The sequence below is a fragment of the Bradyrhizobium sp. CB1717 genome, from assembly GCF_029714325.1.
Classification (GTDB): Bacteria; Pseudomonadota; Alphaproteobacteria; order Rhizobiales; family Xanthobacteraceae; genus Bradyrhizobium.
In genome coordinates this window covers 8,581,270-8,599,853 of record NZ_CP121666.1, presented here as the reverse complement: position 1 = coordinate 8,599,853, position 18,584 = coordinate 8,581,270, and the positions used below count along the sequence as shown (strand labels likewise).

Annotated in this window: 18 protein-coding genes; 7 read left to right on the top strand and 11 right to left on the bottom strand. The window is 65.5% G+C overall.

Features of this window, described 5'->3' with window-relative positions:
- Nucleotides 1–129: 129 nt before the first annotated feature.
- Nucleotides 130–1,131 (top strand): glycoside hydrolase family 16 protein, encoded by a 1,002-nt coding sequence (locus tag QA649_RS39950; protein WP_283021941.1) that lies wholly within the window; start codon nt 130–132, stop codon nt 1,129–1,131.
- Between the two features lie 2 nt (nt 1,132–1,133).
- Entirely contained in the window at nt 1,134–2,597 is a 1,464-nt protein-coding gene (locus tag QA649_RS39945; RefSeq protein ID WP_283021940.1) for a GH1 family beta-glucosidase, read from the top strand.
- A 9-nt stretch (nt 2,598–2,606) separates the two neighbouring features.
- On the opposite strand, the gene QA649_RS39940 is transcribed toward QA649_RS39945, so the two are convergent.
- From QA649_RS39940 to QA649_RS39900, 9 genes are all read right to left on the bottom strand, one after another.
- Nucleotides 2,607–3,164 (bottom strand): HNH endonuclease, encoded by a 558-nt coding sequence (locus tag QA649_RS39940; RefSeq protein WP_018646514.1) that lies wholly within the window; start codon nt 3,162–3,164, stop codon nt 2,607–2,609.
- A gap of 202 nt (nt 3,165–3,366) precedes the next feature.
- Nucleotides 3,367–4,344 (bottom strand): peptidyl-alpha-hydroxyglycine alpha-amidating lyase family protein, encoded by a 978-nt coding sequence (locus QA649_RS39935; protein WP_283021939.1) that lies wholly within the window; start codon nt 4,342–4,344, stop codon nt 3,367–3,369.
- A gap of 131 nt (nt 4,345–4,475) precedes the next feature.
- Nucleotides 4,476–6,251 carry an NAD(P)/FAD-dependent oxidoreductase gene (locus tag QA649_RS39930; RefSeq protein ID WP_283021938.1) on the bottom strand — a complete coding sequence of 592 codons (1,776 nt, stop codon included), beginning with the start codon at nt 6,249–6,251 and terminating at the stop codon, nt 4,476–4,478.
- 78 nt (nt 6,252–6,329) lie between these two features.
- On the bottom strand, nt 6,330–7,415 hold the full coding sequence (locus QA649_RS39925) for a DUF2855 family protein (protein WP_283021937.1): 1,086 nt from the start codon (nt 7,413–7,415) through the stop codon (nt 6,330–6,332).
- 181 nt (nt 7,416–7,596) lie between these two features.
- Nucleotides 7,597–8,223: a general stress protein gene (locus QA649_RS39920; RefSeq protein ID WP_283021936.1), complete on the bottom strand. Its 627-nt coding sequence runs from the start codon at nt 8,221–8,223 to the stop codon at nt 7,597–7,599.
- Between the two features lie 15 nt (nt 8,224–8,238).
- A complete protein-coding gene (locus tag QA649_RS39915) occupies nt 8,239–8,559 on the bottom strand; it encodes a hypothetical protein (RefSeq protein WP_283021935.1) in 321 nt (106 codons plus the stop codon).
- Nucleotides 8,560–8,854: 295 nt separating this feature from the next.
- Complete coding sequence (locus QA649_RS39910) at nt 8,855–10,363, bottom strand: acyl-CoA synthetase (RefSeq protein ID WP_283021934.1); 1,509 nt, start codon at nt 10,361–10,363, stop codon at nt 8,855–8,857.
- A gap of 25 nt (nt 10,364–10,388) precedes the next feature.
- A complete protein-coding gene (locus QA649_RS39905; RefSeq protein WP_283021933.1) occupies nt 10,389–11,573 on the bottom strand; it encodes an ABC transporter substrate-binding protein in 1,185 nt (394 codons plus the stop codon).
- 51 nt (nt 11,574–11,624) lie between these two features.
- Nucleotides 11,625–12,599: a nitronate monooxygenase family protein gene (locus QA649_RS39900; protein ID WP_283021932.1), complete on the bottom strand. Its 975-nt coding sequence runs from the start codon at nt 12,597–12,599 to the stop codon at nt 11,625–11,627.
- 181 nt (nt 12,600–12,780) lie between these two features.
- Here QA649_RS39900 and QA649_RS39895 point away from each other — a divergent pair, with 181 nt between their 5' ends.
- Complete coding sequence (locus tag QA649_RS39895; RefSeq protein ID WP_283021931.1) at nt 12,781–13,668, top strand: LysR family transcriptional regulator; 888 nt, start codon at nt 12,781–12,783, stop codon at nt 13,666–13,668.
- Here the strand turns inward: QA649_RS39895 and QA649_RS39890 are convergent.
- Nucleotides 13,665–14,315 (bottom strand): DNA-3-methyladenine glycosylase 2 family protein, encoded by a 651-nt coding sequence (locus tag QA649_RS39890; protein WP_283026204.1) that lies wholly within the window; start codon nt 14,313–14,315, stop codon nt 13,665–13,667. The two genes, QA649_RS39895 and QA649_RS39890, sit on opposite strands and share 4 nt — an antisense overlap.
- Nucleotides 14,316–14,442: 127 nt before the next feature.
- Between QA649_RS39890 and gluQRS the strand changes: the two genes are divergently transcribed.
- Together gluQRS and QA649_RS39880 are read left to right on the top strand one after the other, a co-directional pair.
- The gene (gluQRS, locus tag QA649_RS39885; protein ID WP_283021930.1) at nt 14,443–15,312 is read left to right on the top strand and encodes a tRNA glutamyl-Q(34) synthetase GluQRS; all 870 of its coding nucleotides are present in this window, start codon (nt 14,443–14,445) and stop codon (nt 15,310–15,312) included.
- Between the two features lie 103 nt (nt 15,313–15,415).
- Nucleotides 15,416–16,666: an ATP-binding protein gene (locus tag QA649_RS39880; RefSeq protein ID WP_283021929.1), complete on the top strand. Its 1,251-nt coding sequence runs from the start codon at nt 15,416–15,418 to the stop codon at nt 16,664–16,666.
- On the opposite strand, the gene QA649_RS39875 is transcribed toward QA649_RS39880, so the two are convergent.
- Nucleotides 16,593–17,486 (bottom strand): YihY/virulence factor BrkB family protein, encoded by an 894-nt coding sequence (locus tag QA649_RS39875; protein WP_283021928.1) that lies wholly within the window; start codon nt 17,484–17,486, stop codon nt 16,593–16,595. The two genes, QA649_RS39880 and QA649_RS39875, sit on opposite strands and share 74 nt — an antisense overlap.
- 231 nt (nt 17,487–17,717) lie before the next feature.
- Here QA649_RS39875 and QA649_RS39870 point away from each other — a divergent pair, with 231 nt between their 5' ends.
- Together QA649_RS39870 and QA649_RS39865 are read left to right on the top strand one after the other, a co-directional pair.
- Nucleotides 17,718–17,912: a twin transmembrane helix small protein gene (locus QA649_RS39870; protein WP_018646527.1), complete on the top strand. Its 195-nt coding sequence runs from the start codon at nt 17,718–17,720 to the stop codon at nt 17,910–17,912.
- Between the two features lie 88 nt (nt 17,913–18,000).
- Nucleotides 18,001–18,573, top strand: a complete 573-nt coding sequence (locus QA649_RS39865; protein WP_283021927.1) for a cob(I)yrinic acid a,c-diamide adenosyltransferase — start codon at nt 18,001–18,003, stop codon at nt 18,571–18,573.
- Nucleotides 18,574–18,584: the final 11 nt, after the last annotated feature.

The window sequence follows — 18,584 nt, the reverse complement described above, 5'->3', positions numbered from 1 at the left end:
GGCCGATTGGTGTGAGCGGTCGAGATGTCTTTGCGAAATCGCCCGCGGGCGTCGGATGGGTGCGCTTGCCCGTTCAGGGACAGGCAAGCTAATTTCACTGAGGTTTCCTGGCATGTTCGATGTGCGGTGATGATCGACCGTTGGACGAAGGGCGCTCTGGTTGCGATCGGTCTGTCGGCCGTGCCTGCGCCTGTCGTCGCGCAGGACGATCTCGGTGACGCGCCCGGCACGATGTCGCTGCAGGTGACGACCGATCCATCCACGATCGAGTGCCGCAGGCTGGAGACGGTCAATCCCACGTCGCTCGCGTTCCTGACGCTGCGCCGGACATTCAACGACGATTTCAACGAGCATCCGCTCGCGACAGGTCGCTGGGTGCCGCACTATGCCGGCGGCGCGGCATGGCCGGAGGCGCGCTACTGGGGCGGCGACGGCTCCGACTTCAAGCGCAAGACCAGTGCCAACGGCGAGCAGCAGATCTATGTCGATCCGCGTTACGCCGGCCGCGGGGCGGCGCCGCTCGGGCTCGATCCGTTCAAGGTCAAGGACGGCGTGCTCTCCATCGTCGCCAGCCGCACGCCGCAGGAATTGAAATCCGTTCTGTTCAATAACGAGTACATCTCGGGGATCCTGACGACGCAGGGATCGTTCGCGCAGAAGCACGGCTATTTCGAGATCCGCGCAAAAGTCCCGGTCGGCCATGCGGTGTGGCCTGCCTTCTGGATGCTGGCGGACGACGGCGGCTGGCCGCCGGAGGTCGACGTGCTGGAGGGCCGCGGCGAGCGGCCTGGGGACCTCGTGATGACCACGCACTGGCGGGTCCCGTCGACCCAGAAGATCCAGTCCTGCGGCTTCGATTTCGCAGTCGGCGATGCTTCGAACACCTTCCACAATTTCGGTGTGCTGTGGGAGGAGGATCGCCTGGTCTATTTCATCGACCGTCGGCCGGTATCCGACATCAAGGTGCCGATCGGCTTCGACGATCCCATGTACATGATCGTCAACCTGGCGATCGGATCGAAGTTCTTTGTTGGCGTAGGGCCGGTCGACGCAGAATCGCCGCCGAACGTGGCCTTCGAGATCGACAGGATTTCCGTCTATCAGATCGATATGGAGCAGGCGCGGAGATAGCGATGTCAGCTGATGTCTCGCGGCGCGAATTTGCCATGCTCGCCGGCCTTGCCGCACTCGGCGCCGCGACAGGCGCCAAGGCCGCGGAGAGTGAAGCGCCGGCATCGATCGATCGCCGCGCGCCTTTCCCGAAGGATTTTCTGTGGGGCACGGCGACCTCGTCCTACCAGATCGAGGGCGCCGTCAACGAGGACGGCCGCGGCAAATCGATCTGGGACATCTTCAGCCACACGCCCGGCAAGATCGAGGACGGCTCGACCGGTGACCGCGCCAACGAGCACTATCACCGCTACAAGCAGGACGTCGCGCTGATCAAGGCGCTCGGCGTCAAGGCCTATCGTTTCTCCATCGCCTGGCCACGCGTATTCCCGGAGGGAGCCGGCCAGCCCAATCCGAAAGGGCTCGATTTCTACGACCGCCTCGTCGACGAGCTGCTCGCGAACGGCATCACACCCTATGCGACGCTCTATCACTGGGACCTGCCGCAGGCGCTGCAGGACCGCGTCGGCGGCTGGCAGTCGAGCGACACCTCGAAGGCCTTCGCCGATTACGCCGGCTATGTCGCCGCACGCCTGACCGATCGCGTCAAGACCGTCTTCACCGTGAACGAGGTCGGGCGCTTTGTGAATTTCGGCTATGGCTGGGGCATCGACGCGCCCGGCCTGAAGCTGCCGACCGCGCAGCTCAACCAGGCCCGCCATCACGTCGCGCTGGCGCACGGGCTTGCCGTGCAGGCGATCCGCGCCTCCGGGCGGGCCGGCACCCGCGTTGGCGCAGCCGAGAACATCGCCGCCTGCGTGCCGGCGATCGCGACGCCGGACAACATCCGCGCCGCCGAGATCGCGACGCGCGAGCTCAATGCCGGCTTCCTCGGCGTGGTGCTGGAGGGAAAGTACACCGACGGCTTTCTTGCTTATGCCGGCGCGAACGCGCCGAAATTCACCGCGGAGGAGTTGAAGATCATCGGCACGCCGAACGATTTCGTCGGCCTCAACATCTACGCGCCGCAGTTCTACGTCACCGCCGCCGACCGCGCGCCGGGCTTCCACGTGCTGCCGTTCCCGACCTCATTCCCGCACATGAATTCGGAATGGCTGCGGGTCGGCCCAGAGGTGATCTACTGGGCCCCGCGCCTTGCCGCAAAAATCTGGAACATCGACAATATCTACATCAGCGAGAACGGCACCTCGTCCGAGGACAGGATCGCCAGCGACGGCCAGGTCTACGATCTCGACCGCATCATGTTCCTGCGCAACTACCTGACCCAGATGCAGCGCGCGATCAGCGAGGGTGTGCCGATCCGCGGCTATTTCCTCTGGAGCCTGATGGACAATTTTGAATGGATTTTTGGCTACGGGAAGCGGTTCGGCCTCTATCGGGTCGACTTCGAGACGCAGGCGAGGGTGCCGAAGCTGAGCGCGGCATTCTATCGCGACGTGGTGGCGCGGAATGCGATCGGGGTTTGAGACCAGATCCTACGGATCCAGCTCCGTATCCCAGTACAGGTAGTCCAGCCAGCTATCATGCAGATAGTTCGGCGGGAACAGCCGGCCGTTGCGGTGGAGCTGGTGCACGGTCGGGGCGAACGCGCTCTGGCGCGGAAACATTTTTGCCTGCGCCGGGGTGAGGTTGCCCTTGCGGAGGTTACACGGCGAGCACGCGGCGACCACGTTTTCCCAGGTAGTCTGGCCGCCTTTGCTGCGCGGGATGATGTGATCGAAGGTGAGGTCTTCGGGCGAGCCGCAATATTGGCAATTGAAGCGGTCGCGGAGGAAGACGTTGAACCGGGTAAAGGCAGGATGGGTGGTCGGCTTGACGAAGGATTTGAGCGAAACGACGCTCGGTAATTGCATCTCTAACGTCGGACTTCGAACCGCCTGGTCGTAATGGGCGACGATGTTGACGCGGTCGAGGAACACCGCCTTGATCGCGTCCTGCCACGACCACAGAGACAGTGGGTAGTAACTCAGCGGCCGGAAGTCCGCATTCAGCACCAACACCGGCCAACTGCCTTGCGAGACATGTGCGTTCAAGTAACGCTCCCGGCCTCCAATATACGCTGCGAAGCAGCATGTACTGACATACTACATGCAGCGTGACGGGATTGTGAAGCCCGTTGAGCGACTTATTCAGCCGCGGCCAATGCGGCGGCGGGGTGGCGAAGCGCCCAAAAACGCCGTGATTCGGGGAGGGGCGGGCGAGGCCGGCCGGAACCGCTGGGCGGTCGCCGATATCTCATTCCGGCACCCGCTCCAGCTTCTGCAGGCACCGCGTCGCGCGCACCACGGGCGGCATCTCCTCGTCCGGAAAGCTCGTCTTCCAGTTGGTGACGCCGACCTCGCCGACATAGATGTCGCCCTTCGAATCCAGCGCGATGCCGTGCGGCGCCAGGAACCTGCCGTTGGCAACACCCGGACCTTCCTCGCCGCCAAGACGTGCGATGCGTTTGCCCTGCGCATCAACGATCGACAGCCGCGGGCCGAGATTGGGCACATTACGGTTGATGTCGAGGCCGGGACCGAGCTCGCCGATGACGAAGGTCGGGCGCTTGGCCCCACCGCAGCAGCACAGCGCGCAGGGCCGGTGAAGGTTGTTCCACTGCGTCTCGTACTTGCCTTCGCCGTCGAACACCTGCACGCGGTGGTTCTCACGGTCGGCGACATAGACCCAGCCGTCGGCATCGGTGGCGATATTGTGCACGATGTTGAACTGGCCGGGGTCGGTGCCCGGCTCGCCCCAGCTCTTGATCAGCTTGCCGTCGGGCGTGAACTTGTGCACGCGCGCATTGCCATAGCCGTCCGAGACGTAGATCTCGCCCTTCGGCGACAGCGCGGTATGGGTGCAGCGGTGGAACGGCTCGCCGCTCATGAACGGCGCCGGCTTTGCGGGGATGCCGATCGTCAGCAGTACCTTGCCGTCCGTGGTGCATTTGCGCACCGTGTGGTCGCCGTCGTCGGTGCAGTAGAGATTGTCGTCGGCATCGATGTGAAGGCCGTGCGCACGGGAGAACAGGCCTTCGCCCCAACTACGGAGAAAATTACCCTCGCGGTCCAGCACCACCATCGGATGGGCGCCGCGATTGAAGACGTAGATGCGGTCCTTGCTGTCGACGGCGACCGAGGCGACGTCGGTCAGCGTCCAGCCGTCGGGCAGTTTCGCAAAATTTTCGACGACGCGGTAGCGGTGCTCGCCGCTGCCGAGAATGGCCGGCATGGGTGTGTTCCTTTCGCTGTCTCTGTCGTGCTCGCCTGCATCCGCTTCGCCATTGCGAGCGCAGCGAAGCAATCCAGAATCTTTCCGCGGAGACAGCCTGGATTGCTTCGCTGCTCGCAAATGACGGGGGCTCAAGTTGCACCAACCTCGCGCCCCAACATCCCTTCCTCGATCGCCTTGATCTGGAGCGCGAGGTATTTCGAGTTGATGCGGCATTGCGCGAGGCTGCCGGCGATGAACCAGAGGCCGGGTTGCCCGGTGCGCGTGTACATGTTGCGCAGCTCGAAGCCGTCGCCAAAGCCCCAGATCGGGCCGACGCGGTCGGCGATGCCGTCGCCGAACAGCTTTCGCACCAGGTAGTCCTGCGGCTTGTAGCCGGTGGAGAGCACGATCAGATCAGCGGCAATGGTCGAGCCGTCCGTCATCCGCGCGCCCTCGGCGACGAAGCGCTCGATGTCGGAAAACTGCCTGAGCTTGACCGCGCCCTCGACGATCAGGTTGGAGCAGCCGACGTTGAAATAATAGCCGCCGCCGCGGGTAAGATATTTGAACTGCCAGCCGGTGCCGGCCTCGCCGAAGTCGAGCTTGAAGCCGACGCGCGCGAGGCCGTCGAGCAGCTCCTTGTCGAGTGCCTTCGACTGCTCGGTCAGCATCACATGCGTCTTCTTCGCGAGCGGCGTCGGCATCGAGGCGGCGATCAGATCGTTGTCCTCGAGCGTGCCCTCATTGTAGAGGGCGTAGGCCAGCTGCGCCGACGGCTCGATATTGGTGACCAGCGTCGGCGAACGCTGCACCAGCGTCACTTCGGCGCCGCTGGAATAAAGATCTTGCGCGATATCGTGGCCGCTGTTGCCCGTGCCGATGACGATGGCGCGCTTGCCGGTCCAGTTCTCGCCGTCCTCGTAGCGGCTGGAATGCACCAGCGTGCCCTTGAAATTGTCGAGGGTCGGAATGTCTGGAACATTGGCGATGCCGCTGACCCCGGTCGCCATGATCACATGGTGTGGCTGCATGGTGCGTCTGCTGCCGTCGGCGCGGCGCAGCGTGACGGTCCAGTGGCCCTTGGTCTCATCGTAAGAGCCGCCCTCGAACTCTGTGCCGGTCCAGAAGTTCAGCTCCATGGCATCGACATAGGCCTCGAACCAGTTGGCGAGCTTGTCCTTGGGAATATAGACCGGCCAGTTCGGTGGGAACGGCATATAGGGCATGTGATTGACCTGCACCTGGTTGTGCAGGGTGAGCGCGTGATAGCGCTTGCGCCAATTGTCCCCGATCCGCATCCCGCGATCGACGATCAGGGTGTCGACCATCAGCTGCTTCAGCCGCGCCGCAATCGCGAGCCCGGCCTGGCCGCCGCCAACCACCAGCACGGCCGGGTCGCGATCGGAATAGTCGCGCGAGGCGTTGCGCAGGTCGAGCCAGTTCGGCCCGCGGAAATCGCGCGAATAGGCCTGGCCGCGCGGCCGCGAGGTGCCGAGCTGCTCCTCAAAGCTCTTCAATTCGTCGAGGGCGGTGAGCAGCGTCCATGCCTTCAAGCGGTCGCCGTCGGCGGCGTCAGGGACGAGCCGCACGATGCCGCTGCCGCAGCCTATCGCGGTCTCGAAACTGAAGATGGCTTCGATGTTGTTCGTGCCGGCGCGCGTCACCCAGCGCGGCGGCGCGCGGTTCGGTGCGATCTTGAAACTGGCCGGCGCGGCCTTTGGTGCGAGTGCTGTCAGCGCCCGAGGGACTGCGTCGTGGCCGGCGATCGTTTGCAGGTTCCAGCTCAGTGCCAGCACATCGCGCCAGAAACATTCGGCGACGAATAGGCGGGCGAGTGCTTCGCGATCGGGGTTGCCCAGCGTCCGCTCGAAATCGTCGAGCCAGGCCTGTGCGGCGACGGAAATATCCTTCGTCCTGTCCAGCATTGGCGACCTCGTGGCCGTCTTCGCGGCGCTTCCTCTGAGATCGAACGCTATACCGGATCAATCCATGTCAAAAGCGCTTTACCCGAGCAGCGAGAGCATATGGCCCTGCTCCGGCGGAATGCGGCCCTGCAGCGTGTCGAGATAGACCTGCCGCACCGCGTCGGGCCCGCGGCCCTCGACCACGGTCAAGCATCGCTCCAACATCGGCGCGAAGCCGGCCCATGCCGCGCCAAGGCGCTGCTCGATGCCACCCGGACCCCACTCCTTGGCGCGCTTGCGGATGTGGTCGGGCGCGAAGAACCAGCGCGGCTTTGCGCCGGGCAGGACGCCTTCGTCGGCATCGGTCGCGCGATGCGTCAATCCGACGCGTACCGAGCATTTCATCTGGTCGCCGAAATGCCGGTGCAGCGTGGTGCGCAGCGCGCTGTTGCCGGCCATGTCGACGAAGGCGACCGGCGCGTCCGACGGCAGCGACGTCACGCGGTCATAGGTGACGACCTCGTCATAGCAGCCGAGCGAGGTGACAAAGCCGGTATTGCCTGACGAGGTCAGGCCGATCGCCTTGCGGCCGCGCGTGTGAAGCAGATGCGCGAGCCCGAACGCAGTCTTGCTCGACGCGCTCGAGAGGAGCACGGCGCGCGCGCCGAAATCGTCGTTCGCGGCGAGGAAGTCGTCGACCAGGAACGACAGCATGAACAGCGGCCGCAGCAGCGCCTGGTAGTCGCCCTGCCGCCCGGCGTAAGCGGGGTCGCCGCCGACGCGCGCATAGGCATTGTAGACGGGTGCAACGCCCTGCCGGTGAGCGGCGCCGTCGCGCAAGCCCCGCTTGCTGACGTCGGTCGCCTCGATCACGAGATGCGTCGCCATCGGGAAATAGCCGAACAGGCGCTCGCCGACCGGCACGTTCGGATGGTTCGAGGCGATCACCTCGCCAAAGCCCCACACCGGAATGCTGCCGAATCCCTCAGTCGTGGGAAAGATCTGCCAGTATTTCAGCTCGTCGCCCATCACCGCATAGGTGATGTTGTTGGCGGTGAACGCAAAGCGCTCGATCCTCACCAGCAGCGCATCCTGCGGCAGCGCGTCTGCCGCGGGAAGCCCGGTTGCGATCGTCTTGCAGGTTTCGAGATTGTCCCGTGCAACGATGAAGTCGGTGGCTGTCATGATGTCGATCCCGGCTCTGATCCGCACCGGCATCTCATCGGCTATGCGCGCCCCGTTTGCAACCTCAACATAGTTTTAAACGCTGTTTGCTGCTGCGGGGCATGCACAAAGGAAAGGCTCCACTTCAGCGGAGCCTTTCTTGCGAATTGAACTGCCTGTCACTCCACAGGTGGCAAGCCGACTATCTTCGGGTGCCCGCGCCATACAGCTCGCGTTCGCGCCCGACATCATCGGGGGACAACGGCGGGCTGGCGGCATCGAAGTCAGTCCAGCCGGCCTTTTGCCAGGCAGCGCTCCGATCCTGCAGGTTCACCGACCTCTCGTGCAGAAGGGCATCGAGACGCGAGCGGTCCTGATCGGGGACCTTCGCCGAAACCAGCGTTCCGCCCCTGCGAACGCCCTCTGCATAGCGCGACGCATCGTCCCTGGACACGCCGGCCTCAGTCAGCGCGCCGACGATCCCGCCCGTTGCAGCACCGGCTGCGGCACCCGCTGCGGTCGATGCCAGCCAGCCCGCAGCGACGACGGGTCCAAGGCCGGGAATAGCCAGCAATCCGAGCCCCGCAAGCAGGCCCGCCGCGCCTCCGAGGCCCGCGCCGACGCCGGCGCCCGTGCCCGCACCTTCGGCGCGGTCGTCGACGCCGTCGCGATCGCGATCGACCTTTCGGGTCGAGGTGCCGTACCAATTGTCGGAATTGTTGGCGACGATGCTGATGTCGGAGTGCGGCACTCCGGCGGCCTCGAGACGGGTGACTGCACGTTCCGCATCCGAATAGTTGTCATAGAGTCGAGAAATGGTGGTGGTCATGTTGCATCCTCCGGCTTACTTGGCGGGGTTCACGTTGCCCTGGAAGTCGACGCTCACGTCGGTCTTGGCCCCGGCCTTGTCGGCCTTGCCGCGCCACACGCCGTCGTTGTCTTTCTGCAGGCCGGATACGTTGGAATAGCCCGCGCCCTCGATCTTCGATTTCGCCTGGCCTTCGGTGAAGCTGTTGCGGCCCGCGACCGGGGCGTTCGAGTTGTTCTGATCGGAACTGTTGATCGCGTTGTTGCCCGGCCCGCTTTGTGCGGGCTGCGACTGTGCGCTGAGGGGCGCTGACCCGAGCAGCAGGAGTGCTGCGACCAGAATGGGTAGACGTGACATTATTGTCCTCCGACAGTTGATTGTGCCGGGCGACAACAGACGAGAGTCCGATTGGTTGCTCCGCGATGGCGATCAAAGCGCGCGTGAGCAATGCGCAGTGGGTGCGGCAATGGGCGCCGTTACGAACACCACGTGACGCGACGATGCGCAGGAACCATGGCCGATACGTCCCGTTGACGCATCTTTGCAACTCGGTACGCGTTGCCCCTTCGCGTGCCCTTTAGGCGACGCTTGCTGATCGCCGGCGGCATGCTTGCCGCGGTATCGATCATCGAGCCCGGGGGCGTGGACCTGATCACGCCGCCCAATAGGGATCGCGCAGCTTGCGCTTGAAGATCTTCCCGGTCGCCTCGCGGGGCAGCGCATCCAGGAACTGGACCTCCTTCGGCACCTTGAAGTTGGCCAATCGCTCGCGCAGAAAGGCCTGGACCGCGGCGGCGGAGAGCTGCGCGCCCGTCTCCGGCTCGATGCAGGCGCACAGTCGCTCGCCAAATTCGGCGTCGGGGATGCCGAACACGGCGCAGTCGCGCACGCCGGGCATTGCGATCAGCACGTTCTCGATCTCGGCGGGATAGATGTTGACGCCGCCCGAGATCACCATGTCGCGCTTGCGATCGCACAGGAACAGATAGCCGTCTTCGTCGAGATAGCCGACGTCGCCGACGCTGACGAGACCGTCGCGCCCGGCCTCTGCCCGCGCCTGCGCCTTGCCGTGATAGTCGAAGTCCGGCACCGCGGTCTGGCGCATGTAGATCTCGCCGACCTCACCAGCGCCGCAGAGGCTGCCGTCGTCGCGAAAAATCTTGACGATGCCGCCTTCGATGGCGCGGCCGACAGTGCCGGGCTTCTTCAACGCCTCCTCGGCCGAGTGCCACACCGGGATGCCGGTCTCGGTCGAGCCGAAATATTCGTTGATCACGGGTCCCCACCACTCGATCATGGCCCGCTTGATCTCGGGCGGGCAAGGCGCGGCACCGTGCACCACGAAGCGCAGCGAGGAGAGGTCGTAGCGCTGTCTCACAGCCTCGGGCAGCCGCAGCAGCCGGACGAACATGGTCGGCACCATGTGAATATGCGTGACGCGGTGGCGCTCGATCAGGGCCAGCAGCTCCTCGGCGTCGAACCGCGCCTGGAGGACGATGGTGCAGCCGCTGCGGAACGCCAGCATGCCGTAGGAGTGCGGCGCCGAGTGATACATCGGGCCGTTGATCAGCACGACCTGATTGTCCCGCGGCTTGATGCCATAGGCGATCGCGCCGACGCGCTCGGAGGCGGCTGCCTGTTCGGGCTGCATCGGCATCCGCCGCACGCCCTTCGGCATGCCCGTGGTCCCCGACGTGTAGATCATTGCCGTGGCCCGGCGCGGCGGCTCCTGATTTTCCGGATGGCCGTCGCGCCAGCGGTCCCAATCGGTCAGGCCCGCCGGGACCTGGGTCAGCTCGGGGAGAACGGCGAAGGTCGCCGCGAGCTCGGACGGCGTCGCGACGACGAGCAGGCGGACATCCTCGGGCAGGCCCGCGCGGATCTGCGGCAGCAGATCGGCATGGCAGACCAGGATCCTCGCACCGCTGTCGGTCAGGATGTAGCGGACCTCCTCGGCCTTGAGATGCCAGTTGATCGGCACCACCGGGCTGCCCAGCGCGGCAGAGGCCGCAACCACCTCGAACAGCGCAAAATCGTTGCGCAGCATCATGGCGACCGGAGCGCCTTCGAGAAGGCCAAGGGCGCGAAGCCCGCTCGCCGCCCGTCTGATGCGGATCTGGATCTCGTCGTAGCCGATCCGGCGTTCGCCGCTGATGATCATGGCGTGTCCCTTTTCGCGCTCGAGCTTAGCGATCGTCCAGCACGTCGCCGAACCCGACCCAGCTCTTGCCGTTGAAGCGCCGGAGCTGCAGCTGCTGGAAAGGCAGATAGTCATCGGGGCCGGTGGTGACGGACATGCCCGGCAGCAGCAGCGGCAGCTTCACCTCCTTCAGCGAGGCGGCCTGGCGCATGATGTTGTCGCGGCTGAAATCATCCTTGCAGGCCTTCAGCACCGTCATCAGCAGCGTCGCATAGTGGTAGCCGGCCGCGTAGTTGGAGTTGGAGAGGTCCGCGGTCGGCATGTATTGCTTCATGAAGGCGAAGTACTCCTTCACGCCGGAATCGCCGGCCCATTGCGGGTCCATCGTGTCCTTCTGGTTGCTCGACGAGATCAGGCCGACCGCGTTGTCGAGCCCGGCCGGCTCGAGGAACGAGATCGACGAGGCCGACGTCGGCACGAAGAACAGCTCCGGCTTCCAGCCGATCTCGGCGACGCCCTTGATCATCTGCGAGGTGAACTTGCCGAGCACGACGCCGAACAGCACGTCGGCGCCCGATGACTTCAGGGTCGAGAGCTGCGAGCTGATCGTCGGCGCGCTGGTCTCGTAGGTCTGCTCCGCCACGATCATGCTGGCGCCTTTTTCGCCGAGCGCGCGCTTGAAGCCGGCGACATAGTCGCGGCCGAAATCGTCGTTCTGGGACAGGATGGCGATCTTCGCGCCGGGCTTGGTTCGCAGCACGTGCTTGGCATAGACCACGCCCTCGGATTCGTAGGCGGCCATGCCGGGCATGGTCCACGGATATTTCTGCGGATCGGCCCATTTCGTCGCACCCGAGAGCACGAACAGCTGCGGCACCTTCTTGCCGTTGAGGTAGCGCTGCACGGCACTGTTGGTGGCGGTGCCGAGCGAGCCGAACATCATCAGCACCTCGTCCTGCTCCACCAGCTTGCGGGTCTGCTCCACCGTCTTGGGCGGCGAGTAGGCGTCGTCCAGTGTGATGAACTTGACCTTGCGGCCGTTGATGCCGCCCTCGGCATTGACCTTCTCGAAGAACGCCTCCTGCGTCCGTCCGATCGCACCGAAGCCGGAGGCCGGGCCACTATAGGGCAGCGTCTGTCCGATGCGGATCTCGTCGCCGCCTTCGGCACGGGCGGTCCCGGTTGCGAGCGTCAGCAACGACAGGCCGATCAGTGCGACTGCCAGCTTCATGATGTCCTCCCGTTTTTCTTGTCAGTCCAATTTTCTTGTCGGACCAGGCCGTCAGGCACTGGCGCGCATCAGGAAATCCTGCCGGGCCTGATCGAACTCGCCCTTCATCCGGTCGACGAGCTCTGCGACCGGAGGGACGTCGGTGATCTGGCCGATGCCCTGGCCCGATCCCCAGATGTCGCGCCACGCCTTGGATTTCATGTTGCCGCCGGAACCGAAATTCATCTTCGACTTGTCGGCGGCGGGAAGGCTATCCGGATCGAGCCCCGCGGCCGCAATCGACGGCCCAAGATAATTGCCGTGCACGCCGGTGAACAGGTTGGTGTAGACGATGTCGTGTGCGGCATGCTGCGTCAGCGCCGACTTGTAGGCTTGGTCGGCATTGGCTTCCTGCGTCGCGATGAAGCGCGTGCCCATATAGGCGAGGTCGGCGCCCAGCGTCAGCGCGGAGGCGATGCCAAAACCGTCGCTGATCGCGCCCGACAGCAGGATCGCGCCGCCAAACCATTGCTTGACCTCGCGCACCAGCGCGAAGGGCGACAGCGTGCCGGCATGTCCGCCCGCGCCGGCGCAGACCAGAATCAGGCCGTCGACGCCCTGTTCGGCGGCTTTGCGCGCATGCTTGACGTTGATGACGTCGTGGAACACCAGCCCGCCATAGGAATGCGCGGCTTCGACGATCTCCGCCGGCGGCCGCAGCGAGGTGATGATGATCGGCGCCTTGTGCTTCACGCAGGTTTCCATGTCCTTCATCAACCGGTCGTTGGAGGCATGGCAGATCTGGTTGACGGCGTAGGGTGCGACCTTCTTGCCGGGATTGCGCGACTTGTATTCGCCGAGCTCGTCCTCGATCCGGCTCAGCCATTCGTCGAGCTTCTCGACCGGACGGGCATTGAGTGCGGGAAACGAGCCGACGACACCCGCCTTGCACTGGGCGATCACCAGCTCTGGTCCGGAGACGATGAAGAGCGGCGAGCCGACGACGGGCAGCTCCAGACTGTTCTTGAGCAGGGCGGGCAGTGCCATCCGATCCTCCTGATGGCGCGCATCGCCGGTCCTTGCGGCCGATGGTGAGCGCTTCCATGTCGATTTGTCGCGCCGGCAGAGTGTCCTGCCTGGCGGGTTTGACCGCACTATAGGGTTGGACGGCGGGAGCGGATCGTTCAATATTGAACAAGCGGGTATTCATGTTTGAACGGAGCCGCCGGTGGACTGGGACCTCTGCAAGACCTTCGTCGCGGTCGCCGATACCGGCAGCTTCACGGCTGCGGCAAAGCGTCTGCACGCCAGCCATCCGACCGTCAGCCGCAAGGTCGCGGCGCTGGAGGCGCAGCTCGGCACCAAGCTGCTGGCGCGCGCCGCAGACGGCTTCGTGCTCACCGCCGACGGACGTACGCTGCGCGAGCATGCGGAGGCGATGGCGGCTGCCGCGCTCCGGGCCGAGGCGGCGGTCGGCGCCGGCGGCCGCAAGGCGCGTGGCACGGTCAAGCTGTCGATCGGCGCGACGCTGGCCTCTCACTGGCTGATGCCGCGGCTGCGGTCCTTTCTGGGCGCGCATGACCATATCCGGCTCGAGATCATCACCCATCCGTTTCCGGCCAGCGTGCGCCGCCGGGAGGCCGACGTGGTGCTGCGACCGGTCGACAGCGGCGAGGAAAACCTGGTCGGCCGCAAGATCGGCCGTCTCGGCACCGGCTTTTATGCCTCGCGCGACTATGCCGCTGGCCGCTCCCTGCCGGAGCGCAGCGGCGAGTGGAAGGGGCATAGTGTCATCGGCTTTGCCGACCAGGATTCCAACGCGCAGCTGGCGCGCTGGAGCGATGCGATCACGCGCCAGGGCACCGTCGTGATGCGCTGCTCGTCGCAAGGCGACATGCTGGCGGCGGTGCGTGCCGGGATCGGAATCTCCGCGCTGTCCTGCTTCGTCGCGGAAAGCTATCCGGACCTCGTGCGCGTCGCGCCGCAGAAGCTCGTCAGCGTCGCCGACCTCTGGCTGCTCGCCCATCCTGATCTGGTCGAGCTGTCCGCGGTGCGCGCCGTGGTCGACTTCGTGGCCGAATGCGCCCGCGCCGATCGCGAGCGGCTGCGGGGCTAATTTCCGGCGAGCACGCCTTCGCGCTTCTTGACGGCGCGATAATAGCTCCACCACAGATGCGCCGCCGCGCCGCGCAGGGGACGCCAGGGCTCGGCGAGCGGCGCCATCTGCTTCTCCGTCGGCCGCGCCTTGAGGCCGAGGCCAATCTTGATGCCCTCCTGCACGGCGAGATCGCCGGCCGGCCAGGCATCGCCATGGCCAAGGCAGAACAAGAGATAGACATCCGCCGTCCACGGCCCGATGCCGGGCAGCGAGATCAGCGTGTGGTGCGCGGCGTCGGCATCTTCCTCCGCGAGCACGTCGAGGTTCAGCCGCTGCGCATTGATCTCGCGTGCCAGATGCTTCAGCGTCTTGATCTTGGCGGCGGACAGGCCGAGCCGCCCCAGCCGGTCGGTGCGGGCGCGGCGCACGGCATCATGGTCGAACGGATCAAAGGCGGCGGACAACCGCCCCCAGATCGCCGACGCGCTGGCGGTTGAAAGCTGCTGTCCGCAGACGATGTGCGCGAGCCCGGTAAAGCCCGGCTCGCGCCGCCGCAGCGCCGGCATGCCCGCGGTCTCGAGCACGGGCTTGAGCCGTGGATCGCGCTTGATCAGCGCGTGGACGGCTTCTTCGAGGTCGGACTGGGATTCGAGATGGATGGTCATGTGGCTCGGTAAGCTCTCTCCGGCGTCATGGCCGGGCTTGACCCGGCCATCCATCTCCTATCGTAACAGAGTCATGGAAGATGGATTGCCGGGTCAAGCCCGGCAATGACGAGTCTTGAGAGAATTCATGCCACCCGTTTTCCGATTTGCCCCCAGCCCGAACGGCTTCCTGCATCTCGGCCACGCCTATTCCGCGCTGCTCAACTTCGATCGGGCGCGCGGGACCGGTGGGCGGCTGTTGCTGCGGATCGAGGACATCGATGCGACACGCTGCCGGCCGGAATATGAAGCCGCGATCTACGAGGACCTCGCCTGGCTCGGGATCGCCTGGGAGACGCCGGTGCGGCGGCAGTCGGAGCATCTGTCCGACTATCGCGCTGCGCTCGAAAGACTCTCCGAGCTGGGCCTCGTCTATCCTGCCTTTGAAAGCCGCGCCGAGATCGCAAGGCTGGTGACCGCGCGAGAAGCCGACGGGCCGTGGCCGCGCGATCCCGACGGCGCACCGCTTTATCCAGGTGACGCCAAATCGCTGTCTTCAGGCGAGCGGACGCGACTGATCGCCTCGGGCGCGCCCTACGCGCTCCGGCTCGACATGGCTGCCGCCTGCCGCCGCGTCGACGGCCTGAGCTGGAACGAGCTCGGCGAGGGACCCGACGGCGAGAACGGCACCGTCCCGGCGCGACCGGAGGCCTGGGGCGATGTGATCCTGGCCCGCAAGGAGACGCCGACCAGCTACCATCTGTCCGTGGTCGTCGACGACGCGCTCCAGGGTGTCAGCGAGATCGTGCGGGGGCAGGACTTGTTTCACGCAACCGCGGTGCACCGCCTGCTCCAGGTTTTGCTCGTCCTGCCGGAACCCGCTTACCGCCACCATGCCCTGATTCGCGACGAGGAGGGGCGGAAGCTGTCGAAATCCAGCCGCGCGACGGGGCTGCGGGAGTTGCGCGCCGCGGGCGCCACGCCCGCCAGTGTCCGCCGGCTGGTGGGATTAGGTTAAGTTTCTCTGGGGGTTAGCGAAACGCTGCCGTGACTCCGAGGGTTCCGTCATGCCATGCTTGCCTGATAGCCCGGGTTCGAAGGGGATACTTCGAAGGGGAATTATGGCGGCGAAAACGCGCGCGGTGCGCACTACGCGGACGTCCAGGCGACCGCCTCGGAAGCGGTCCGGGGCGGCCGGGCGGTCGCGCAAGCGCGCCACCAAGGCCGCCGCGCCAGATGTGGTCCAGGCGGCGCTCGCCGCCTTTGCCCACGAGGTCCGCACCCCCCTGACCGGCATTCTCGCCATCAGCGATCTGCTCGCGACCTCCGATCTCGGGGAGCGGGAGAGGCGCTGGGCCGACACCATCAAGGCGGGTGCCGAGCATCTGGCGAGCCTTGCTACACTGTTCGTGGACGCTGCCAAAACGGGCAAGGGCGCCGGCAGCACGCTGCGGCAGGATCTGTTCGACTTGCGGGCGCTCGCGCGCAGCACCGGCGATTCGCTCGCCGGGCGCGCCGCGGCCAAGGGGCTCCAGGCCCAGGTCGAGATCTCGGACAAGCTGCCGGGGCTGGTGGTCGGCGATCCCGTCCGCCTGCGCGCCGCGCTCGAGAACCTGATCGACAATGCCGTGAAGTTCACCGAGCAGGGCGGCGTGGCGCTCGCTGTGACGCCCTGGCGTCCGGCCAGGAAGGGCAAGGGCAGGGTCGGCGTCGCCTTCGCGGTGTCCGACAGCGGCATCGGCCTCACCATGGCCGAGATCAAGCGGCTGTTCCGCCCGTTCACCCAGGCCAATGTCACCATCGCCTCGCGTTTCGGCGGCGCCGGCCTCGGGCTGTCCTCGGTGAAGCAACTGGCGCGCGCGATGGGCGGCGACATCTCCGTCGCGCCGCGCAGTGGCGGCGGCGCGACCTTCACATTGACGGTGTCGCTGGATGCGACGGGACCGGCCAGGTCCCGCAAATCGAAGGGCCAGGCCGAGGTGGACGCGGTGGCTGCGCTGCGCGTGCTTAGCGTCGAGGACAACCCGTTCGGCCGCGTCGTGCTCAACACCATCCTCACCGAGCTCGGCCATCATGCCGAGTTCATCGGCCGCGGCGAGGATGCCGTGAACCGGCTGGAGCAGGGCGCCTTCGATGCGGTGCTGATGGACATGGTGCTGCCTGGGATCGACGGCGTCGAGGCGATCAGGCGGATCCGCACCATGCCGGCGCCGCTGGCTCAGATCCCCATCATCGGGGTCTCCGGGCGCGGCGAGGACGAGGCGGCCTCGCGTGAAGCCGGCGCCGACGCTTTCCTGGTCAAGCCTGTGTCTCCGCGGGCTCTAGCGACTGCGCTGCTTGAAGCGACACGCCGTGAGGAAGCTGCGACTTGATGATCGCGGCATTGAGCTCGCCGCCGTAAACGAAGATCGCGGCGATGAAATACAGGAACACCAGCGCGATGATCACCGAGGCGAGGCCTGCATACATCGTCACGTAATTGTTGGCGAAGCGCGCCAGATATTGTCCGAAGACGATGCCTGAGATCAGCGACGCCACGATGGTGAAGACGATGCCGGGCAGGATCTGGAAGAAGCTCCTCCGGCCCGCCGGCAGCCAGGCATGCAGGATCACCAGCGCCACCACCAGTGCGCCGATGGTGATGCCGTAGCGCAGCCAGGTGAGGATGCTCTCGTTGGATTCGACGAACAGCGGGATATGGCGCCGCGCCGCCTCGATGAAGAGCGGACCGAGCACGATCAGGAACGCCATGGCGAGCGCAGTGAAGGCCGCGACCAGCGTGTAGCCGATCGATTCCAGCCGCAGCCAGTACCAGCGCCGCATCTCCACCACGGCATAGGCGCGGTTGAGCGCGACGCGGAGCGCCTCGACGCCGTTCGAGGCGAAGTAGACCGACAGCGCCGCGCCGATGGTCAGCACCCCGGTGCGGGTGGTGGTCAGCACGTCGTGGATTTCGCCCGAGATCGAATCGGCGACCTGCTTGGGCCAGACCTGGAGCATCAGGCTGGCGGCTTGATCGGCGAGTTCCTTGGAGCCGAAGAAGCCGGCGAGCGAGGTCAGCACGATCAAGAACGGAAACAGCGCCATCAGCGTCGACAGCGCGATATGGCTCGCGATCGCCCAGCCGTCGTCGGCCAGGAACGTATAGAACGCATCCTCCAGCACGCAGTAGATGTAGCGGATCGCTTTCACGGCTTGCTCCAGAGCAATGTTGCTCTCGCTCCGCTTGCGGCCCGGATTCGCCTCGCCCCGCTTGCGGACTGCGCGCGCATTCCGGCTTCTCCGCGCAGGCGGGGAGAGGCGAAGAGAACAGGCCGCTCGCGCAAATCGGAAATCATCCAGCCAGCTTCTGATATAATTGGCTTAAAAGCCAGATCGGGAACGCCATGGCGAACCGCCGCACACGGTGTTATCTACCCTCAGATGGCATCTATCCTGAGTACTTTCATCCTGCCGATCGCGGTCGGCGCCGTGGCACTGGTGCTGCTGCTCGGTCTCGTCAACATGATGCGCGGCGGCTCGCCAAACACCTCGCAGAAGCTGATGCGCTGGCGGGTGCTGCTGCAGTTCGTGGCGATCGTCATCGCCATGGCCGCAGTCTGGGCGATGGGGCGGTAGGGCATGATCCGGACCCGTAGGGCCGCGTTCGCGCAAAGTGCGAAGCGGTTTTCCGACAAGATCATGACCTAAGATTGAGGAATCTATCATGGTGGTGCTGAACCGCATCTATACCAAGACCGGTGACGACGGCACGACGGCGCTCGGCTCGGGCGAGCGCCGTCCGAAATACGATCTGCGCATCGAGGCCTATGGCACCGTCGACGAGACCAATGCCGCGATCGGCGTTGTCAGGCTCCACACCCATGACATGCCCGAGTTCGACGCGATGCTCGGCCGCATTCAGAACGACCTGTTCGACCTCGGCGCCGATCTCGCCGTGCCCGAGCGTGAGGGCAAAGCGGAGCGGCTGCGGGTGGTCGCGAGCCAGGTCGAGCGGCTCGAGCGCGACATCGACGCGCTCAACGACAAGCTCGCGCCGCTGACCTCCTTCGTGCTCCCCGGCGGCACGCCGGCCGCAGCCCATCTCCATGTCGCGCGCACGATATGCCGCAGGGCGGAACGCGTCATCGTGGAACTGGCGGCCCGACCGGGCGAGCCGGTCAGCGCGGCTGGCATCCAGTATATGAACCGCCTGTCGGATTTCCTGTTCGTGGCGAGCCGTGCCGCTAACCATAACGGCGCCGGGGACGTGCTCTGGGTTCCGGGCCAGAACCGCTGACCCATTTGGGC